The sequence below is a fragment of the Cryobacterium sp. M23 genome, assembly GCF_002929655.1.
Taxonomy (GTDB): Bacteria; Actinomycetota; Actinomycetes; order Actinomycetales; family Microbacteriaceae; genus Cryobacterium; species Cryobacterium sandaracinum.
Map to the genome: position 1 here is coordinate 1 of NZ_PJJV01000077.1, position 17914 is coordinate 17914.

Sequence of the window (17914 nt, forward strand, 5' to 3'; positions counted from 1 at the left end):
GGCCATGCTCAGCCTCGGCGGCCACAAACCAGTGCTCCCCGGCCGGGATTAACCCACGGAAGCAGCAGGAGAGCCGAGATTCTGGCCGAAATGTCCCAAAACCCGGCCGAAAAGCACTTGTGCTCCAAAATCTCCGTCGAATTGGTTCACCACGTCACGGCTTCAGCCGACCCATCCCGGGGAGGAAGCGGCCGGCGCGGGCGCCGTAAGCGGCGTAGTCCGGGTGCTCGGCCACGAGCATCCGCTCTTCCCAGCGTGCCTTGCCCGCCAGCAGCAGAACGAGGGCGAGCCAGGCTACGAGATGCCAGACCGATGCGCCGAGCAGCACGAGCCCAAGGCCGCAGATCATCAGACCGGTGTAGATGGGGCTGCGCACAAGACCGTAGACACCAGTGGTGACCAGTGGCGCGTGTTCCCGCGGAATCGGGCTCGCGGTGAGGGCCGGTCCGAGGCCGAGCATGCCGAGCACGGCGAAGACCGCGCCGGCGACAGCAAGCACGATCGCGCCAACGACAACGGCGAGGTTCACCGGCCACAGTGTGCCGTGGGGCAGGAGGGCCAGCGCCAGGAGCAGCAGGAATTGGGCCGACACCAGGGCAATTGCGAGCGCACGCTTCATGGCTTGAGGCTACGCCCTGACCTGCCTCGGGTTGCACGTGTTCGCGACCCCGGAGGAGATCGCGGATGTCACGAAGACTGCGGCCGTTACGATCCCGGCCAGCTTCTTGTCCTCGTCGTAGCCGGCCAGTGCCCGGCCGCCCTTGTCGGTCTGGGCTCCCGCGAGCACGAGAGGGAGCTTCAGCAGACATTGTGACCCTGAACGCCGGCCCTAGAAGGGCGGTGGGTCGTCGACGGCGCCCGGAGGCTCGAAGGGTATTGCCGGATCGGACCTGTAGTGGAGACCGCTGGGCGCAGTCCAGTGGAGCTCGCCGCCCGGCGACTGGGTCACCGTCCAGTTGGTTTGGGTCTTCAACCGGTGGTCGGGCGCACAGAGGCTGGCGAGGTTGTCGTACCGAGTGATGCCGTCTTCTTGCCATTCGTGGCTGTGGTCCATCTCGGCGCGGGCCGCCGGTCGGTTGCAGCCGGCGAATCGACAGGTTTCGTCTCGAATCACAAGGAGCCGCCGGAGGTCCTTCGGCACCCGGTACTGATGTCGGCCGACCGACAGCATCACGCCGGTCTCGGGATGGACCAGGATGCGAGTAAAGCTCGGCGCTCCGGCCGCCAGTTCCCGGGCCGTCTCGGGGTCGATCGGCCCGCACCCCTCAAGGTGACCCGGCTCGTCGCTGCGGCCGAGGAGGGTGAACACCGGCACCGTCACGTTCACGGTGGCGCGGATGCCCCGGCCGAGCCCCGCGGGGGTCCGTCGACCACCAGTGCCGCAAAGGCATCCGCTCGGAGCTGGGCCAGAGTGCGGTGCTCGTCGGGGCCCTGCAGACTGGCCGCCATGTCGTTGACTCGGTGGAAAATCGCCTGGGCAACCGGCAGCTGCTGGTAGCTGTGCAGCCACCCCATGCCGTCTGCGGCCGGCTCGAACACGAGGGTGCGGTCGGCCTGGCTCTTGGTGCGGCGCACGGTGATCGACTCCGGATGCGACTTCTCCCGCAGGCGGCGAGCCGTGCGGTCGAACTGGGGCACGGTGAGCCGTTTCGCCTGGGGCAGCATCTCGGCCTCGAAGGCGGCGCGGGCCGCCGTCGGAAGAGAATTGGCGTGCTCGATCAGGATCCGCACGTGCGCGTAACTGATCTGGCCGGCCGCGAGGGCATTGCGGCTGGCGGTGAACGTGCCGGTGAGCGCCTCGCTCTGCGCCATCAGATTGGAGGCCGAAGCTTGGGAGATGTGCAACGCACAGGCGAGTTCGGAGATCGCGGTGCGGTAGGCGATCTCAAGGGCGTTCCACCGGGAACCGGCCACGCCGGCCGACACCGAACCGCTGTCGGCCGCGCTGTCGGCTGCACAGTCGGCCGCGCTGTCGGCAGGCGGCGTGAGCCCCTGCTCGACGGCCTCGGCCCGAGCCGTCCGGCGGGCGCGATCACGTTCGGCGGCGAGCTCATTGGACAGGCACCAGGCCCGCACCTCGTCGACCGCCTCGGCCCGCGCCGCCGACGCCGCGGCGAGTAGTCGGTCGGCGGCCGCGGCCGCGGAGACCAGCTCGGCCAGGACGCTCATTCTGCGATCGAGGGAAGCCGCGTCACCGGACGTTTCGGCCGTCACGACGCCGAGCGCGCCACCGTCGTCAAGCTCTTCGATGTCGAAGTCCTCGATGTCGAAGTCCTCGATGTCGCTGAGATCGGCCAGGTTTTCCATACCCCGATTTTAGCACTGATGGAATCTCAGTTCTAGTAATACTCCGAAAATGTACGTTACTTTTCGAAGATGTTGACCATCAGTACCAGCCCGAGGCCACCGACTTGTACCACGCTCCACAGGGGTCGCCGTAGCGCTCCGCGATGTAGTTCAGACCCCAGGAGATCTGGGTGGCCGGGTTGGTCGCCCAGTCGGCGCCGGTCGAGGCCATCTTGCTGCCGGGCAGGGCCTGCGGGATGCCGGTGGCACCGCTCGAGGCGTTGTAGGCGTTGACGTTCCAGCCGGACTCTTTGTTCCAGAGGCTGACCAGGCATCCGAGTTGGTCGGCGCCCCAGCCGTACTTGGACGCCATCATGTCCCGGGCGATCGCCTGGGCTCCGCTGGGGTTCGTGGGGGCGGCGGGGCGGGGCGGTGCCGGGGCGGGAGCGACCGGCTTGGGTGCTGCCGGCTTCGGAGCCGCCGCCTGGGCCGCAGCCTGCGCCTGGGCATCCGCGGCAGCCTGAGCATCCGCGGCAGCCTGAGCAGCTGCGGCAGCCTGACCAGCAGCCGCTGCCGCAGCCGCGGCCTGCTCCGCGGCGATGCGATCGGCCACAGCGGTCGAGGCCTTCACGACCTCGGCTTCGGCAATGACCTGCTCCACAAGATCGAAAACTCGCTCGGGGGCCAGAAGCGTGTACTCGCTGAGCGAGGCGACGGCGCTCGAGAGGGCCGAGACATCCGTCTTGCCCTGGGCCGCCGCGATCACGCCGGTGGCACCGGCAAGGGTGGTGCGGGCGCTCGCGGAGGCGTGGGCCGGGACGACTCCGTCGAGACTGCCTGCCTGCTCGGGATGAGGGCCGGTGGCGGCTGCCAGAGCTGCGGTGGCAATGATGCGTTTCTTTTGCTCGTCCGCGGCAGCCTGCGACGCAGACTGGGCGGAGAATCCACTGCCCACGATGGCGCCGACGGCGATGACGGCGCCGGCCACGAGTAGGCGGCTTCGTCCACGCCGGCGACGCGTTTCCTGATGGCGGGTGAGTCCGACGTCGCTGCCGATCGCGGCTGCCGCACGGACCGGAATGGCGTCTGATTCAGTGTTTGAACTGGGGAAAAGGTCGGACAAAGGGGAAGACGAGTCTGAGTTTGGCATAACTTTCACTGGGCGAATCGCGCGCGCGGCTGCGCTTACGGTTCTTTTTCGACGTTCCACGGTCGGGGACCCGGCCGGGCGAACCTTCAAGACTGCCCGGAATTTCTGGACATATCCTCATTTTTAGCTGGCAAAGCACTGGCAAAGCAGGGTGGCGGGATTGCCCAAAAGTCGACCTGGTGGGCCGAAATCCGGATGGTCGTGATGCAATGGTCCGTGATGTCACAACGCACCGCCCCACCGCACCGCTTCGTCTATTCGGCCGATGGAGTCAACCTGGCCACCTACGAATTCGGAGATTCGAGCGCCCCCACCGTGCTCGCCGTGCACGGCTTCGCCTCCAGCGCCGTCGCCAATTGGCACGTCACCGGCTGGACGCGCGATCTCATCCGCGCCGGCTTCCACCTGATCGCGATCGACCAGCGCGGGCACGGCCTGAGCGACAAGCCCCGCTCCCCCGCCGACTACACGATGGAGGCGTTGGTCGACGACGTGTTGCAAGTACTCGACGCCTACCTGCTCGACGAGGTCGCCTACGCGGGATACTCCCTCGGCGCCCGCGTGGGCTGGCAGGCCGCCCGCGAACTGGAGGGACGCATCTCGCGGGCCGTGCTCGGCGGCATACCCGACGGCGACCCCCTCAGACGCTTCAAGGTCACGGATGCCCGCGCTCATATCGAGCACGGCACCGAGGTCGCCGACCGCCTTACCGGCGCCTACCTGACCATGGCCCGCGCGCTGCCCGGCAACGACCTCAAAGCCCTCGTGGCCCTCGTCGAGGGAATGCGCGGCGGCCCCCAACCCGGCGCCGACAACGCGCCGACTCAGCCCGTGCTCTTCGCCACCGGGACCAAAGACAGCATCCTCGAGGCCTCCAAGGTACTCGCCGCGGCCACGCCGAGCGGAGGATTTTTCGAGATCCCCGGGCGCAATCACTTCAACGCCCCGACGTCACGCGCGTTCCGGGAGGCGGCGATCGAGTTCTTCCGGAGCGGGAGCAGCAGCAGCGGGAGGGTCGAGGTCCCCCTACTCTGCTAATCTGCGCCCATGGGGGCAAAGACTTTCGATCGCGGCGTCGGCGTCGTCATCGGGCTTGTGGCTGGAGGTGCAGCGACCCTCCTCTGGTTTGTCGTCGCCTCCGGAACGCCGACGGCGGGCGAAATGCCCTCCCAAGGGCTGCTGCTCGGGATGTGGCGGGTGTTTTATGACTTGGCGGCACCGACGCCGCGGATCATCCTCGGCGCCGTTGCTCTGGCTTTCCTCTTCGCCGCAGGAATTGCAATGCTCGAACGAGGAACGTCGAGCAAGGCCCGTCGGTCTTTGAACCAGCGCACCACTCCCCTCTCGGCGGGAATCGTGATGGCAAGAACGCGCGGAGTCTTCGCCGGCGCCGTGACCGTAACCGTTCTGGTGCCCGCGCACAACGAAGAGGCATCGATCTTCGCGACACTGTCATCGCTGCTCGCCCAGTCGCACCGCCCGGAACGCGTCGTGGTCGTGGCGGATAACTGCACCGACGGGACCGTCGACATTGCCCGATCGCTGGGGGTGGAAATCTTCGAATCTCGCCGGAACACATTCAAGAAAGCCGGGGCGCTCAATCAAATCCTGAAGGTGCTCCTACCGGGCCAGGGCGACAACGACCTCATCATGGTCCTGGATGCCGACACACGTCTCGACGACGGCTTCCTGGAAGCCGCCGTTGGTCGCTTCACCAGCGATCGTGCGCTGATGGCGGTCGGTGGGTTGTTCTACGGAGAGGAAGGTTCCGGGCTTCTCGGTCAGTTCCAGCGCAACGAGTACATTCGGTACTCCCGTGACATTCGCCGTCGCCGGGGCCACGTCTTCGTGCTCACGGGCACCGCTTCGCTATTCCGGCCCGTCGCCTTGCGTACGGTGGCTGAAAGTCGCGGCGACACGATTCCCGGTGCCAGCGGGGATGTCTATGACACGGCTGCGCTCACGGAAGACAACGAGCTCACCATTGCCCTGAAGTCTCTGGGCGCGCTCATCATCTCTCCCTCGGAGTGCACGGTGGTCACCGAGGTAATGCCAACCGTTCGCACTCTGTGGGTGCAACGCCTGCGCTGGCAACGGGGCGCGTTGGAGAACATCGGGGCATACGGCGTCTCACCCTCCACCTTCCGGTACTGGGCTCAGCAGTTGGGCCTGGGCTACAGCGTCATCGCGCTCAGCGCGTTCCTGCTGCTCGTGCTTGTGACGCTTCTGGCGATCGATTCGTGGGTCTGGTTTCCGTTCTGGCTGGGCCTCGGTCTCGTATTCATCGCCGAACGTGTCGTGTCGGTCTGGGGGGGCGGTCTACGGGCACGCCTGCTGGCGCTCACGCTTTTCCCCGAGCTGATCTTCGATGTGTTCCTAGACCTCGTCTACGTCAAGGGGATCATCGACATCACCTTGGGCCGGCAGGCACAGTGGGGCCATGTCATCCACTCCGCACCCAACGACGAACCGCGAAGGGTGGCCTGATCCATCATGGTCGATGCTCTCCACGCCCTGATTCCGGTCGGAATCCTCCTTCCGTCAACGGTGCTTCAATCGGACGAATTCGCCATCCTTGCGGCGTTCGTCGCCATCAATACGGTCATGTTCGCCGCACTCGCGGTCGCGAAGATCCTCCCGAAGGTACACCCCACGGATTGGTTTCGCGGACGCAACCGCCGGGCTACAACCAGGAGCATCCATCCGGACGAATGCCTCTAGCGTCGAACGCCTGAGCCCTCAGGCGGCCGCGGCCGCCTGGCTGGTGAACGCAGCACGACGGTCGAGGTGGATCCCGGCGAGCATGCACCGCACTGAGCCGCCGGCGAGTTCGATCGTGGGCACGTCAAGCGGCAGGATCGTGCAGCTCTGCTCGATGATCCGGCGCTGCTCGGCAGTCAGACTGCCGAGGGCGCGGCGGGAGAGCGCCAGCATTCGTCCGTTCCGGCCGTGCAGTTCGATCGCGTTGCCGGCGTAGTTGCGGATCTGATCGCGGTCGAGGGCGAGCACCTGCCGATCCTGCGCCGCCAGGCGCTCCACGACGTGGCTGCGCCGGGCCGGCGACTCGATCAGGTCGAGACCGACCAGGGCGAAGTCCGTGGCGATGCACATCATGACGTTGGTGTGGTAGATCGGCGTGCCGTTCTCGTCAGACGCGTCGAAGACGATGGGCTCGTAGCCGAAGTTGGTGCAGAACCGTTCGAGCGCGATCGGGTCGGCCCGCCGCGACCGGGCCACATAGGCGATGCGCGCCGCATGGTCGAGAACCATGGCGCCGGTTCCCTCGAGGAAGACGTCGTCGAGTTCGAGACCGGAGTAGTCGACGACATCCTGCACGCGGTAGCGCTGCTTGAGCATCTCGACGATGTCACCCCGGCGCTCGGTGCGCCGGTTCGGCGCGTGCATCGGATAGAGCGCCACGTGACCCCCGGCGTGGGTCGAGATCCAGTTGTTGGGGAACACGCTGTCGGGGCGGCCCGGCCCGTCGTCATCGAACAGGTGCACCGCGATGCCCTGCGCCTCCAGGGTGCCTGCTACCTGGGTCACCTCGGCGTAGGCGGCCTCGGCCACCAGGGCGGCGTCGTGCCCGGCGTCCCGTGACTGGAAAGCGTTGTCATGGGCCGTCTCGGGGTTCGGCGAGAAGAAATGTGGCCGGATGAGCACCACGGCCGACGGGGCCTGCACGGACACCGGGGTCAGACGAGAACGGGCGCGCCCGCGGTGACCAGACCGAAGAGGTCTTTCGGGTCATCGGGGTCGGCGACGAGGTCGATGTCGGTGTAGAACGAGGTCTGGTCGACGGCATCCTGCAGGAAGCGGAGCGCCGAGAAGTCCTCGATGGCGAAGCCCACGGAGTCGAAGACCGTGATCTGCTCTGCCGAGGTGCGGCCGGCGGCCTCGCCGAGGAGCACCTGCCAGATCTCGGTGACCGGGAATTCGGGGTGCATCTGCTGGATTTCGCCCTCGATACGGGTCTGCGCGGTGAATTCCACGAAGACGTCGGCCCGGTGCAGGATGCCCGCGTCGAGCTCCGTCTTGCCCGGGCAGTCGCCGCCGATGGCGTTGATGTGCACGCCGGGGCCGACCATGGCGTCGGTGAGTACGGTGGCATTCGCCTTGTCCGCGGTGCAGGTCGTGATGATGTCGGCGCCGGTCACGGCATCCGTCGCCCCGGTGGCGACCATGATCTCGAAACCGAGCGGAGCCAGGTTGCGCACGAATTTGGCGATGGCATCGGGATCGGTGTCCCAGACGCGGAGCCGGTTGATGCCGAGGAGCCCGCGGAAGGCGAGCGCCTGGAACTCCGACTGGGTGCCCGTGCCGATCATGGCCATGGTGTGGGCGTCGGGGCGGGCCAGCGCGCGGGCGACCATGGCCGAGGTCGCGGCGGTGCGGAAGGCCGTGAGCACGGTCATCTCGGACCAGAAGGTGGGGTAGCCGCTCTGCACGTCGGCGAGGACGCCGAACGCGGTGACGGTCTGCAGGCCCCGCGACGGGTTCGACGGATGACCGTTGACGTACTTGAAGCCGTAGGTGACGCCGTCGCTCGTGGGCATGAGTTCGATCACGCCGAGCGGTGAGTGGCTGGCCACGCGCGGCGCCTTGTCGAAGGTAGGCCAGCGGCGGAAGTCGCGTTCGAGGTACTCGACCATGTCGGTGAGGATGCGTTCCACACCCGTCGCGGCGGCCCAGCGGTTGATGTTTCCTACGTCTACAAAGCGCACCACGTGCATCTCCCCTCGTTCAGGTTTACAACCATATGCATGGGCGATGTGCAGCCGCCATTCGATTATTGCCGCATTCTGTCCAGATGACTATGCATTGTGCGCTCTGCATACATACACTATGTGCAATGTATCCCCTCGATGACCTCGACCGCCGCCTGCTCTCCGCCCTCCGCGTGAATGGCCGCGAGCCCGTGGCCAGCCTCGCCCGCGACCTCGGTGTCACCCGGTCCACGGTCAACAGCAGGCTCAAGAGGCTGACCGATTCGGGAACCGTCGTGGGTTTCGGCGTGCGGATCAGGGAGGACCGCGACCCGAACTCGATTCGGGCCATCACCCTGATCGAAGTGGAGGGGCGCGCGATCACGAAGGTGATCCACGCCCTTCGCGGCTTTCCGGAGGTGAAGGCCCTGCACTCGACCAACGGCGGTTGGGACCTCGTCGCCGAGCTGCGCACCGACACCCTGGCCGACTTCGACCGGCTGCTCGGGCAGGTGCGCTCGATCGAGGGCGTGCTCAACAGCGAGACCAGCCTGTTGCTCAGCTCGGTGTCGAGCGAGGAACTGCCGGGCGCCCGCGGGTTGTCGCAGAACTGAGGCTGCCCGCACCTCCGCGCCTCACCCGCGCTACATTCATGCCGGCTTCTTGACGACGCGGCACTTCGAGACCTCCCTGATGGTGCGTGGGCGCACGTTCGTCGACCGGATGCGGGAGGTGGAGGCAGGCTACCGGAAGGTGAGCCGGGAGCTGACGCTGTCGGACTGGAACAATGAGCCCCACAGCAAGACCGTGCTCGACGGCCTCGCGCGGCTGACCTCGGCGCTGCAGTAGCCTGCCTCCGGGGTGAGGCTAGTCGCGCGTGATCTTCCAGATGCCGTCGGCGAGGTTCTTGTCGGGGTGCTGCACCGTAGCGAACAGCTCCTTCGGGTTCTTGCCGAAGTAGATCCCGGTGGTCTCGGCGCCTTCATCCGTCAGCGAAGCGAAGAGCTCGACGCTGTCGGACGCTCCGTCGTGGTCTCGGTCCTTTTCGGCCCGGAAGATGTCGCTGAAGCTGTTGTCTTCCGTGATCCAGAGGGCGCCGTCGGGGCCCTCGGCAAGGTTGTCCGGGTTGTTGAACCCGCTGACCCCGGCGGCCTTGTCCTCGACCGGCACGTTCACGCCGGCCTCGACGAAGCTGCTGACGGTGAGCTTCGACAGGTCGATCGCGACCACACGCTCCTCGGAAGTGTTGGCCACGTAAAGGGTCTGGCCGATGATCTCGACGTCTTCCGGGCGACCGAATTCGGTGGCGCTCACCGCGTTGGCCGCGGCATCCGCGTCGACGCGCACCTGCGCCTGGTCGAGGGCCACCCATTCGAAGGCGCCGACCTTCTCGGTGAAGGTGGTCTGGTTCCACTTTTGCGCGGCATCCGTCAGCCCGGTGATCTTGAGGGCGTGCAGCTGGCCCTGGGAGAGGTCGCCGCGAACGGTCGGCACGAACTTGAAGATTGAGCCGCCGTTGAGTTCGTCGATGACGATGACGGAGCCGTCGGCCGTGACGTCGATGCCCTCGTGACGTTGCGCTCCGAGCTCGGTGCGCTCCTCGATACGCTCGACCGTGGTCGGGTCGTTCTTCGCGAAGAACAGTTCGAAGACCTTGCCGCCGGTGGTCTCTTCCGTGACGAGGAGGCTGCCCCAGGGGGTCCAGCGGATGCCGTCGAGACGGTTCCAGTCCGCGCGCTGCGCGATGACGCTGACCACACCGGTCTTCAGGTCGGTCACAGAGACGGCGCCGTTCGAGCCGACCTCGTAGGTGTTGTAGAGGAAGCGGCCGGCCTGGGCACCGGTCTCGTTCTGGGTGTTCATGTCATGCAGGTCGTCGACGCCGGGGTAGACGTCGAGCACGGTTTCGTCGTGCACGAGGGTCTGGGTGAAGCCCTCCGGTAGCAGGTACGGCTGGGTCCAGTCGGTGCTGCCCATGCCGTAGGCGGAACCGGCGAGAGGCACGAAATCGAACGGGCCGGTCGCGGCGAGCGCGGCAGGGGCGATGCCGACGACTGCGGTGGCAGTGGCGGTGGCGGTGAGGGCAAAGACAGCGATCTTTTTGCGCAAGGCGCGACTCCTTCATAGGGGGTAGGTACAACGCCACCCAATCTATGAGCCTCATGCTGACGCCCGGAGGTCTCCCGGTCTCCAGCCGGTGTCGGCCCGGTGAACACTCGGTGCCCCCGTCTCAGCGCGTGACAGGAACCAGACTTCACCCGCCGCTGGGTATTCTGGAGCACATGAAGCTGACAGCACTGGCCACCCTGACCCTGGTGGGGGCGCTGGCCTTGAGCGGATGCACCACCGGCGCGCCCGAGACCGACACCACCCCCGCCACCGCCACCGCCACCGCCGCTCCGGCCGACGGGGGCTGTGCCGGCGTGAGCGTCGTCGTCGACTTCGGCGCGCTCGACGCCCCCGAGATCACGGACTGCGTCGACACCGCCACCGCCGAGACGATCACGGCCAGCACGGTCCTGGCGACCGCCGGTGTGGAAACCGAGGGCACCGTGGAGTGGGGCGACCAGGTGGTCTGCCGCGTGGGCGGCCGCCCGGCCGCCGACGAAACCATCAAGGTGGCCGGCGAAACCCCGTTCACCGAAACCTGCGCGACCATGCCCGCCGCTGCCGCTTACTGGGCGCTCTGGGTCAAGCCCACCGCCGACGCGGAGTGGGAGTACGCCCAGGAGGGCCTCGGCAGCCTCGAGCTGGAACCGGGCCAGTCCGTCGGCCTCATCTTCACGACCGGCACCGAGACGCCCACCCCCGGAAGCTAATGCTGCGCTTCCGGTTTTCCCCCCTGCGCTCGGCGGCGCTGCTCGCCGGAGCGTTCGTGGGCATCCGGGTGCTCTACCGGGTGGCCTTCAGCGGGGCATCCGGCGGCGGCCTGTTGCTGCTCGACCTCCCGCGCCTGCCGCTCGATGGGCCGTTCAACCACATCGCGTTGTTCGGGCCCGTCACGACCGGAGGCCTCGGCAATGCCGCCCTGAGCGCGCTGCCCTTCGCTCTGGTGATCCTCGGGTTCGGTGTACTCAACGCGCTCGTCGATGTGCGCCGCTTCTTCGCCCGCGGCGCTAACCGGGGCCCGCTGCGCGCCCTGTCGCGGTCGCTCGTGATCGCCTGGGCGACGTTCCCGGCACTGATCGACGCGGTGCGCCGGGTGCGCACGGCCAGTGCGTTGCGCGGCGAACGGTCGGCACCGGCCCTGCTGGTGCCGGTCTTCGAGCAGACCGTGGAACGGGCGCTCGGCCTGGCTGCGTCCATGGAGTCCCGCGGGTTCGCCGCCACGCGGGCGGCAGCCGGCGAGTGTGAGAAGCCGGTCGTGATGACGGATGCCGCACTCGGCTTCGAGGGTGAGCGCTGGCACCTCGAGGGACTCACCCTCGACCTCGCTCCCGGCACGCTGACCGTGATCGCCGGTTCGACCGGATCGGGAAAGACCAGCCTGCTGCACAGCATGAGCGGTCTCTTCCAGCACTTCGCCGAAGGCACCCAGCACGGCTCGATCGAGGTGGGCGGCGCCGACCGCGCCGCCACTCCCCCGCGCGAAACGGCCGGCTTCGTCGGACTTGTCACCCAGAACGTGCGGCTCTCCTTCGTGGCCGAAACCGTGCCGGACGAGATCGGCTTCGCCCTCGCGGTGCGCGGCATCGCACCGGTCCTCGTGGAGCAGCGGGTGCGCGAGGTGGCCGAGCGGCTGGGGATCGAGCATCTGCTCGGCCGCGGCACCTCGGAGCTCTCGGCGGGCGAGGCCAGTCTCGTCGCCATCGGCGCCGCCCTGGTCAACCAGCCGATCCTGCTGCTCGTGGACGAACCTCTGGCCGATCTCGACACCCCGGCCCGGGAGCGCGTGGTGCAGGTGCTCGACCGCCTGGCCCACGAGGCCCAGGTCTGCGTCGTGGTCGCCGAGCACAACACCCGGGAGTGGTCGAAGTCGGCGGATACCTGGCTCGAGCTCCGCGGTGCGCACGTGCATGCGCTCGGCCCGGGCGAGCGGCCGAGTGCGCTGGTCGCGGCGGAGCAGGCGGCACAGCAGGGTCAGAGCACCCTGACCACCCCCGCCACCGGGCCTGCGGGGCCGCTCGCGAGTATCCGTCACCTCACGGTTCTGCACGGGAGCGAGCGGGCGGTCGACGATGTGTCGCTGGACCTCTACGCGGGCGACCTGGTGGCGCTCGAGGGTCGGAACGGCGCGGGCAAGAGCAGCCTGCTGCGCGCGATCGCCCTTTCGGCGACGCGAGGCAGCGTGCTCGTGGCCGGACGGGACGTGGCGCAGCTGCGCCCCCGATACCGCCGCACGGCCGTGGCCCTGGTGCCGGAGAATTTCGACGATCTGCTCTTCGCCGTCACGGTGGCCAAGGAGTGCCGCCGGGCCGACCGCCGGCTGAAGCCCCCGGCCGGGAAGGGAACCGGGATCGGAACCGCGCTCCGGTTCGCGAACCTGCTCGGGCTTGGCACCGTGGCGGAGGCGGCGCACCTGATGCGGCGGCATCCGCGGGACCTCTCGGCCGGCGAACGCCTCTGCCTCGTTATGGCCATCCAGCTGGCCGCCGAGCCGCGGGTGCTGCTGGTGGACGAACCGACGCGCGGCCTCGATCCACAGGCCCGGGCGCTCGTCGCCGCCGCGCTAGTGCGCGCCTCGAGTGACACGTCGGCGGTCCTGTTCGCCACCCACGACCGCGACTTTGCCCGGTCCCTGGCGACGAAGACGGTCATCATGGCCGCCGGCCTGTTCACCGAACCGGAACCGGTGCGGTCATGAGGCGCACCGGCTGGACGGGCTGGACCGCCTGGGTGCTCGGCGGCGGCAGTATCCTCGCCGCCGCCGGCTTCGCCTGGCCGTTCTTCGCCTCGGCGCTGCCGGAGAACGCCCAGTCGGCCGCGCCGGTCGTGGCCTTCGCGCTCGTGCCGGCCCTGATCGTGGCCCTCGCGCTCACCCTCGACGGGGAGATGTACACGGCCAAGACCGTGGCCCTGCTGGGGGTGCTCTCCGCGGTCGGCGCCGCCGTGCGCATCGCGGGCACCGGCGTCGGCGGCGTCGAGGCCGTGTTCATCCTGCTGATCCTGGCCGGTCGCGCCTACGGAGCCCGCTTCGGGTTCCTGCTCGGCCTGCTCACCATCGCGGTGTCCTCGGCCCTGTGGGGTGGGTTCGGCCCGTGGACCCCGTTCCAGATGTTCGCCTGCGGCTGGGTGGGAGCCGGGGCGGCGCTGCTGCCGCGCATCCGTTCCGCACATATCGGCGCAGCCCGCCTCGAGATCGCGATGCTCGTGGCCTACGGCATCGTGGCGTCCTACCTCTTCGGACTGGTGATGAACCTCTGGTTCTGGCCGTTCGCAGTGGGCTCGGGCACCGACATCTCCTATGCGGCCGATGCCACGCTCGGCGAGAACCTCGCCTCCTTCGCCCTGTACACGCTCGTGACGTCGACCCTCACCTGGGACACCGTGCGCGCCATCACCACCACGGTCGGGATCGTGCTGATAGGCCCGGCCGCACTGGCCGCTCTCCGCCGAGCGAAGCTGGGCCGGCCAGGCAGGGCCGCCCGACCACCCCGGGCCGAACCGGCTACACCGGCTACACCGAGAAGTACTTCGCTTCCGAGTGGTGGAACACGAACGCATCCGTCGACTGCTCCGGGTGCAGCTGCAGCTCCTCCGACAGCACCACACCCATCCGCTCGGGCCTGAGCAGTTCGACAACCGTGCGGCGGTCCTCCATCTCGGGACAGGCCGGGTAGCCCAGCGAGAACCGGGCGCCGCGGTACTCGAGCTTGAACATGCCGGCCAGTTCGACCGGGTCTTCGGCACCCAGGCCGAGCTCCTCCCGCACCCGGGAGTGCCAGTATTCGGCCAGCGCCTCGGTGAGCTGCATGGTCAGCCCGTTGAGCTCCATGTAGTCGCGGTATCTGTTCTCGGCGAAGAGCTTCGCCGTGACCGTGTCGACGTTCGCTCCGGCCGTGACCAGTTGGAGGGCGACGACATCCGTCTGGCCGGATTCGCGTGGGCGAACGAAGTCCGCCAGGCACAGGTGCCGGTCGCGCCGCTGCCGGGGGAAAACGAATCGCAGGCGTTCGGAACCCACGGTGCCGCCGGAGCCGCCGTCGGGGGCGAGCAGGCCGGCGACCCCCAGCTCGCCCGACGGGTCGTCGCCGTGGTGCAGCACGACGAGGTCGTTGCCCTCGCTGGAGGCCGGGAAGTAGCCGTAGGCGACGGAGGCGTCGAGCATGCCCTCGGCGAGGATGCGGTCGAGCCAGTAGCGCAGCCGGGGTCGGCCCTCGGTTTCCACCAGATGCTGGTAGCTCTTGCCGTCGTCGCCGCGGCTGGGCTTCAGACCCCACTGCCCCATGAACGTGGCCCGCTCGTCGAGGAACGCGGAGTACTCGGCCAGCGCGATCCCCTTGACGATGCGGGTGCCCCAGAACGGCGGAACGGGCACGGGGTTGTCGGCGACCACATCGGAGCGGGCCGGCATGGCGTCCGGCTCCGTGACGGTGAGCAGGCTGCGCTTGTGGATGCGCTTTTTGAGCGGCGGCAAACCCACGGATGCCGGGTCGGCGCCCCGCGCGACGGCGACCAGCGGCTCCATCAACGCCAAGCCCTCGAAGGCATCCCGCGCGTAGCGCACCGTGCCGTCGAACAATTCGGCAAGATCCTCCTCGACGTAGGCCCGGGTGAGGGCGGCACCGCCGAGGATCACCGGCCACCTGCCGGCCAGCCCCCGGGAATTGAGCTCGAGCAGGTTCTCCTTCATCACCACGGTCGACTTGACGAGCAGCCCGCTCATGCCGATCACGTCTGCATTGTGCTCCTCGGCAGCTTGGATGATCTCGGTGATCGTCTTCTTGATGCCGATGTTGATCACGTCGTAGCCGTTGTTGGTAAGGATGATGTCGACCAGGTTCTTGCCGATGTCGTGCACGTCGCCGCGCACCGTGGCCAGCACCATCGTGCCTTTGCCGGCCGCCGCGGTCTTCTCCATGTGCGGCTCGAGCAGCGCCACCGCGGTCTTCATCACCTCGGCCGACGCCAGCACGAACGGCAGCTGCATCTCGCCGCTGCCGAAGCGGGCGCCCACCACCTGCATCCCGGCCAGCAGGTGCACGTTGACGATGTCGAGGGCGCTCAGCCCACCGGCCCGGGCGAGGTCGAGGTCGCCGCCGAGCCCCTTGGCCTCACCGTCGATGATGCGGCGCTCGAGGCGTTCGCCCACCGGCAGGGCCGCGAGCTCGGCGGCGCGCTCGTCCTTCAGCGTGGCCGAGTCGACCCCGGCGAACAGGTCGAGCAGGGCGACCAGCGGGTCGTAGGTGAGGTTGCCCTCGATGTCGTACTCGCGGCGGTCCCAGACGAGGTCGAGCGCCACCTTGCGGCGGTCGTCCGGCACGGAGGCCAGCGGCACGATCTTGGCCGAGTTGACGATCGCGGAGTCGAGTCCGGCCTCGGTGGCCTCGTGCAGGAACACCGAGTTGAGCACCGAGCGGGCCGCCGGGTTCAGCCCGAAGGACACGTTCGAGACACCGAGGGTGGTGTGGATGCCGGGGTATCTGGCTTTGACCTGACGGATCGCCTCGATGGTTTCGATCCCGTCCCGGCGGGTCTCCTCCTGGCCGGTGGCGATCGGAAAGGTGAGGGCGTCGACGATGATGTCCTCGACCCGCATGCCCCACTCGGTGACGAGGGTCTCGACCAGCCGGGTGGCGATGCGCACCTTGTGCTCCGCGGTGCGGGCCTGGCCCTCCTCGTCGATGGTCAGGGCGATCACGGCCGCGCCGTGCTCCTTGACCAGCGGCATGATGCGGCCGAAGCGGGAGGCCGGGCCCTCGCCGTCCTCGAAGTTGACGGAGTTGACGATCGGGCGGCCGCCGATGAGTTCCATGCCTGCCTGCAGCACCGCGGGCTCGGTGGAGTCGACCACGAGCGGCAGGGCGGCGGCGAGCCGGGAGACCACCCGGCGGATGTCGGCAACGCCGTCCCGCCCGACGTAGTCGATGCAGACGTCCAGCAGGTGGGCGCCGTCGCGCACCTGGGCGCGGGCGATGTCGACGCAGTCGTCCCAGCGTTCCTCGAGCATGGCATCGCGGAAGGCCCGGGACCCGTTGGCGTTGGTGCGTTCCCCGATCGCCAGGAACGCGCTGTCCTGATCGAAGCTGACGTGCTGGTAGAGGCTGGCGACGCCGGGGTCCTCCTCGATGCTGCGGGCGAGGACGGGAGGTGTTGCTCTCCACCGCGTCGATGCCGGTCTCGAGGTAGGCATCGTGGATGGCTTCGATCATGTCGGGCCGGCTGACATTGAGGATCTCGTTGCACCCTCGAGCTGCTGGTAGTCCTCGAGGGTGGGATTGTGCTCCTGCAGCATGGTGCCCATGGCGCCGTCGGCGATGACGACCCGGACGGCCAACGCATCCAGCAGAGCCTGGGCCCGCATCGGTCGCACGGCGTCGGTGTGCAGGGCGTCGTGTGCACGGGGTTCGCTCATCGGCCCAGCTTAACCGGGCCGCGCCGGCGTCTGCCTTCGGTGGGGCATCGCCACGGTGACCGTGGGCGAAGGACGGCAAGGTCAGCGAGGCATGGAAGGACTCCTCGTCGGCCCAGCGGGTGACGACCAGCCGGTCGCCGATGCCCATGCTGGGGGGATAATGCGACTCTTTCTGATCCGCCACGGCCAGACGCCCGCGAATGTGCTCGGCCAGCTCGACACCGCTCACCCCGGTCCCGGCCTGACCGAGCTCGGTTCCCGGCAGGCCTCAGTGATTCCGGATGCCCTGCGCCTCGAGTCCATCGACGCCATCTTCGCGTCGACGCTCGTACGCACCCGGCTCACGGCCGAGCCGCTGGCGACCGCGTTGCAGCTCGACGTTCAGGTGGCCACCGGGCTGCACGAGATCGAAGCGGGCGCGCTCGAGGGACTCAGCGACCGGGCATCCATTCGCACCTATTTTGAAACCGTGCTGACCTGGGTCACCGGGGACCTGACAGCCAGGATGCCCGAAGGCCTGGACGGGAACAGCTTCTTCTCCCGGTTCGACGCCGATATCGCTTCTGCCGCCGCCGGTGCCGACACGGCGGCGGTGTTCAGCCACGGCGTGGCGATCCGCGTGTGGACCGCGGCCCGCGCCAGCAATGTGTCGCCCCTGTTCGCGGGCACGACTGACCTCGAGAACAGGGGGGTGGTCGAGTTGTCCGGCTCTCCCGAAGACGGTTGGACCCTCGTGTCGTGGGCCGGCCTCAGCGTGGGCTCACCGGGCGGACCGCAGCTGCTGGCGCTCTAGGTGCGCTGAGTCCTCCGCGATTGGTTGTGTCGCGCGGTTGTGTCGCGCAGTTGTGTCGCGCGGTTGTGTCGCGCAGTTGTATCGCGCAGTTGTATCGCGCAGTTGTGTCGCGCCCGGAGGGCCGAACCAATTCGACGGAGATTTTAAGGAAAAGGCCGGTTTTCGGGCTGTTTTGGGGCGATATGGGCAGAATCTCCGTCGAATTCGTTCGGGACAAGACGCTGCTGAAACGGCCCTACTCCGGGCCCGCGAAAATGCTGACATGCCCCTTAACCAGGGGGTCGCAGCTGCCGCTAGTGCATTCCGAAGCTCAGCCGAAGCTCAGCTACCGCTGACATCTGACGGCCTGGCCGCTCAACGGCATTCACGAAAAACCATGAGGACACCGAGTGAAAGATCCATCCTCCCGGCGGCTGCGACCGCTGGCGATCGCGATCAGCTCTTCCGTTCTGCTCATACTCGGC

18 protein-coding genes and 1 pseudogene are annotated in these 17914 nt (G+C 68.0%); 9 read left to right on the forward strand and 10 right to left on the reverse strand.

Annotated features, from left to right (window positions below; genetic code table 11):
- Positions 1 to 154 precede the first annotated feature (154 nt).
- The 5 genes from CXY82_RS12070 to CXY82_RS18385 all read right to left on the reverse strand — a co-directional run bounded on the left by CXY82_RS12070 (position 155) and on the right by CXY82_RS18385 (position 3274).
- On the reverse strand, positions 155 to 619 hold the full coding sequence (locus CXY82_RS12070; RefSeq protein ID WP_104171139.1) for an isoprenylcysteine carboxylmethyltransferase family protein: 465 nt from the start codon (positions 617 to 619) through the stop codon (positions 155 to 157).
- 9 nt (positions 620 to 628) lie between these two features.
- Positions 629 to 787 carry a hypothetical protein gene (locus CXY82_RS17365; protein ID WP_158252038.1) on the reverse strand — a complete coding sequence of 53 codons (159 nt, stop codon included), beginning with the start codon at positions 785 to 787 and terminating at the stop codon, positions 629 to 631.
- A 42-nt stretch (positions 788 to 829) separates the two neighbouring features.
- Positions 830 to 1327, reverse strand: a complete 498-nt coding sequence (locus CXY82_RS12075) for an HNH endonuclease (RefSeq protein WP_146069122.1) — start codon at positions 1325 to 1327, stop codon at positions 830 to 832.
- The gene (locus CXY82_RS18025; protein ID WP_104171141.1) at positions 1324 to 2307 is read right to left on the reverse strand and encodes a DUF222 domain-containing protein; all 984 of its coding nucleotides are present in this window, start codon (positions 2305 to 2307) and stop codon (positions 1324 to 1326) included. Before CXY82_RS18025 ends, CXY82_RS12075 begins: the two co-directional genes overlap by 4 nt.
- Before the next feature lie 79 nt (positions 2308 to 2386).
- Positions 2387 to 3274, reverse strand: a complete 888-nt coding sequence (locus CXY82_RS18385; RefSeq protein ID WP_304481771.1) for a transglycosylase SLT domain-containing protein — start codon at positions 3272 to 3274, stop codon at positions 2387 to 2389.
- 381 nt (positions 3275 to 3655) lie between these two features.
- Between CXY82_RS18385 and CXY82_RS12090 the strand changes: the two genes are divergently transcribed.
- The 3 genes from CXY82_RS12090 to CXY82_RS12100 are packed head-to-tail and all read left to right on the forward strand — an operon-like array spanning position 3656 to position 6157.
- Positions 3656 to 4474, forward strand: a complete 819-nt coding sequence (locus CXY82_RS12090; protein WP_233194085.1) for an alpha/beta fold hydrolase — start codon at positions 3656 to 3658, stop codon at positions 4472 to 4474.
- Positions 4475 to 4483: 9 nt separating this feature from the next.
- Positions 4484 to 5923 (forward strand): glycosyltransferase family 2 protein, encoded by a 1440-nt coding sequence (locus CXY82_RS12095; protein ID WP_104171142.1) that lies wholly within the window; start codon positions 4484 to 4486, stop codon positions 5921 to 5923.
- 6 nt (positions 5924 to 5929) lie between these two features.
- A complete protein-coding gene (locus CXY82_RS12100; RefSeq protein WP_104171143.1) occupies positions 5930 to 6157 on the forward strand; it encodes a hypothetical protein in 228 nt (75 codons plus the stop codon).
- Positions 6158 to 6175: 18 nt separating this feature from the next.
- On the opposite strand, the gene ctlX is transcribed toward CXY82_RS12100, so the two are convergent.
- The gene (gene ctlX / locus CXY82_RS12105; RefSeq protein WP_198411465.1) at positions 6176 to 7126 is read right to left on the reverse strand and encodes a citrulline utilization hydrolase CtlX; all 951 of its coding nucleotides are present in this window, start codon (positions 7124 to 7126) and stop codon (positions 6176 to 6178) included.
- A gap of 5 nt (positions 7127 to 7131) precedes the next feature.
- Positions 7132 to 8169, reverse strand: coding sequence for an ornithine cyclodeaminase (locus CXY82_RS12110; protein WP_174843629.1), 1038 nt, complete (start codon positions 8167 to 8169; stop codon positions 7132 to 7134).
- Between the two features lie 119 nt (positions 8170 to 8288).
- Here CXY82_RS12110 and CXY82_RS12115 point away from each other — a divergent pair, with 119 nt between their 5' ends.
- Positions 8289 to 8756: an Lrp/AsnC family transcriptional regulator gene (locus CXY82_RS12115; protein WP_104171144.1), complete on the forward strand. Its 468-nt coding sequence runs from the start codon at positions 8289 to 8291 to the stop codon at positions 8754 to 8756.
- A 49-nt stretch (positions 8757 to 8805) separates the two neighbouring features.
- On the forward strand, positions 8806 to 8991 hold the full coding sequence (locus CXY82_RS12120) for a hypothetical protein (protein WP_370443706.1): 186 nt from the start codon (positions 8806 to 8808) through the stop codon (positions 8989 to 8991).
- A gap of 18 nt (positions 8992 to 9009) precedes the next feature.
- Here the strand turns inward: CXY82_RS12120 and CXY82_RS12125 are convergent, their stop codons facing one another.
- Positions 9010 to 10251, reverse strand: coding sequence for an alkaline phosphatase PhoX (locus tag CXY82_RS12125; RefSeq protein ID WP_233199320.1), 1242 nt, complete (start codon positions 10249 to 10251; stop codon positions 9010 to 9012).
- Positions 10252 to 10424: 173 nt separating this feature from the next.
- Here CXY82_RS12125 and CXY82_RS12130 point away from each other — a divergent pair, with 173 nt between their 5' ends.
- The 3 genes from CXY82_RS12130 to CXY82_RS18035 are packed head-to-tail and all read left to right on the forward strand — an operon-like array spanning position 10425 to position 13872.
- On the forward strand, positions 10425 to 10961 hold the full coding sequence (locus CXY82_RS12130; protein WP_104171145.1) for a hypothetical protein: 537 nt from the start codon (positions 10425 to 10427) through the stop codon (positions 10959 to 10961).
- The gene (locus CXY82_RS12135) at positions 10961 to 12946 is read left to right on the forward strand and encodes an ATP-binding cassette domain-containing protein (protein ID WP_233199321.1); all 1986 of its coding nucleotides are present in this window, start codon (positions 10961 to 10963) and stop codon (positions 12944 to 12946) included. The genes CXY82_RS12130 and CXY82_RS12135 overlap by 1 nt, the downstream gene beginning before the upstream one ends.
- On the forward strand, positions 12943 to 13872 hold the full coding sequence (locus CXY82_RS18035; protein WP_233199322.1) for an ECF transporter S component: 930 nt from the start codon (positions 12943 to 12945) through the stop codon (positions 13870 to 13872). Before CXY82_RS12135 ends, CXY82_RS18035 begins: the two co-directional genes overlap by 4 nt.
- Here the strand turns inward: CXY82_RS18035 and CXY82_RS12140 are convergent.
- Both CXY82_RS12140 and CXY82_RS17640 read right to left on the reverse strand, forming a co-directional pair.
- Positions 13760 to 16369: pseudogene (locus tag CXY82_RS12140) on the reverse strand (dihydropteroate synthase); the annotation flags it as partial. The gene CXY82_RS18035 and the pseudogene CXY82_RS12140 overlap by 113 nt on opposite strands.
- Positions 16370 to 16450: 81 nt before the next feature.
- Entirely contained in the window at positions 16451 to 16657 is a 207-nt protein-coding gene (locus tag CXY82_RS17640; protein WP_199180952.1) for a hypothetical protein, read from the reverse strand.
- Positions 16658 to 16748: 91 nt separating this feature from the next.
- Here CXY82_RS17640 and CXY82_RS12145 point away from each other — a divergent pair, with 91 nt between their 5' ends.
- Positions 16749 to 17450: a histidine phosphatase family protein gene (locus CXY82_RS12145; RefSeq protein ID WP_233199323.1), complete on the forward strand. Its 702-nt coding sequence runs from the start codon at positions 16749 to 16751 to the stop codon at positions 17448 to 17450.
- The last annotated feature ends 464 nt before the right edge of the window (positions 17451 to 17914 follow it).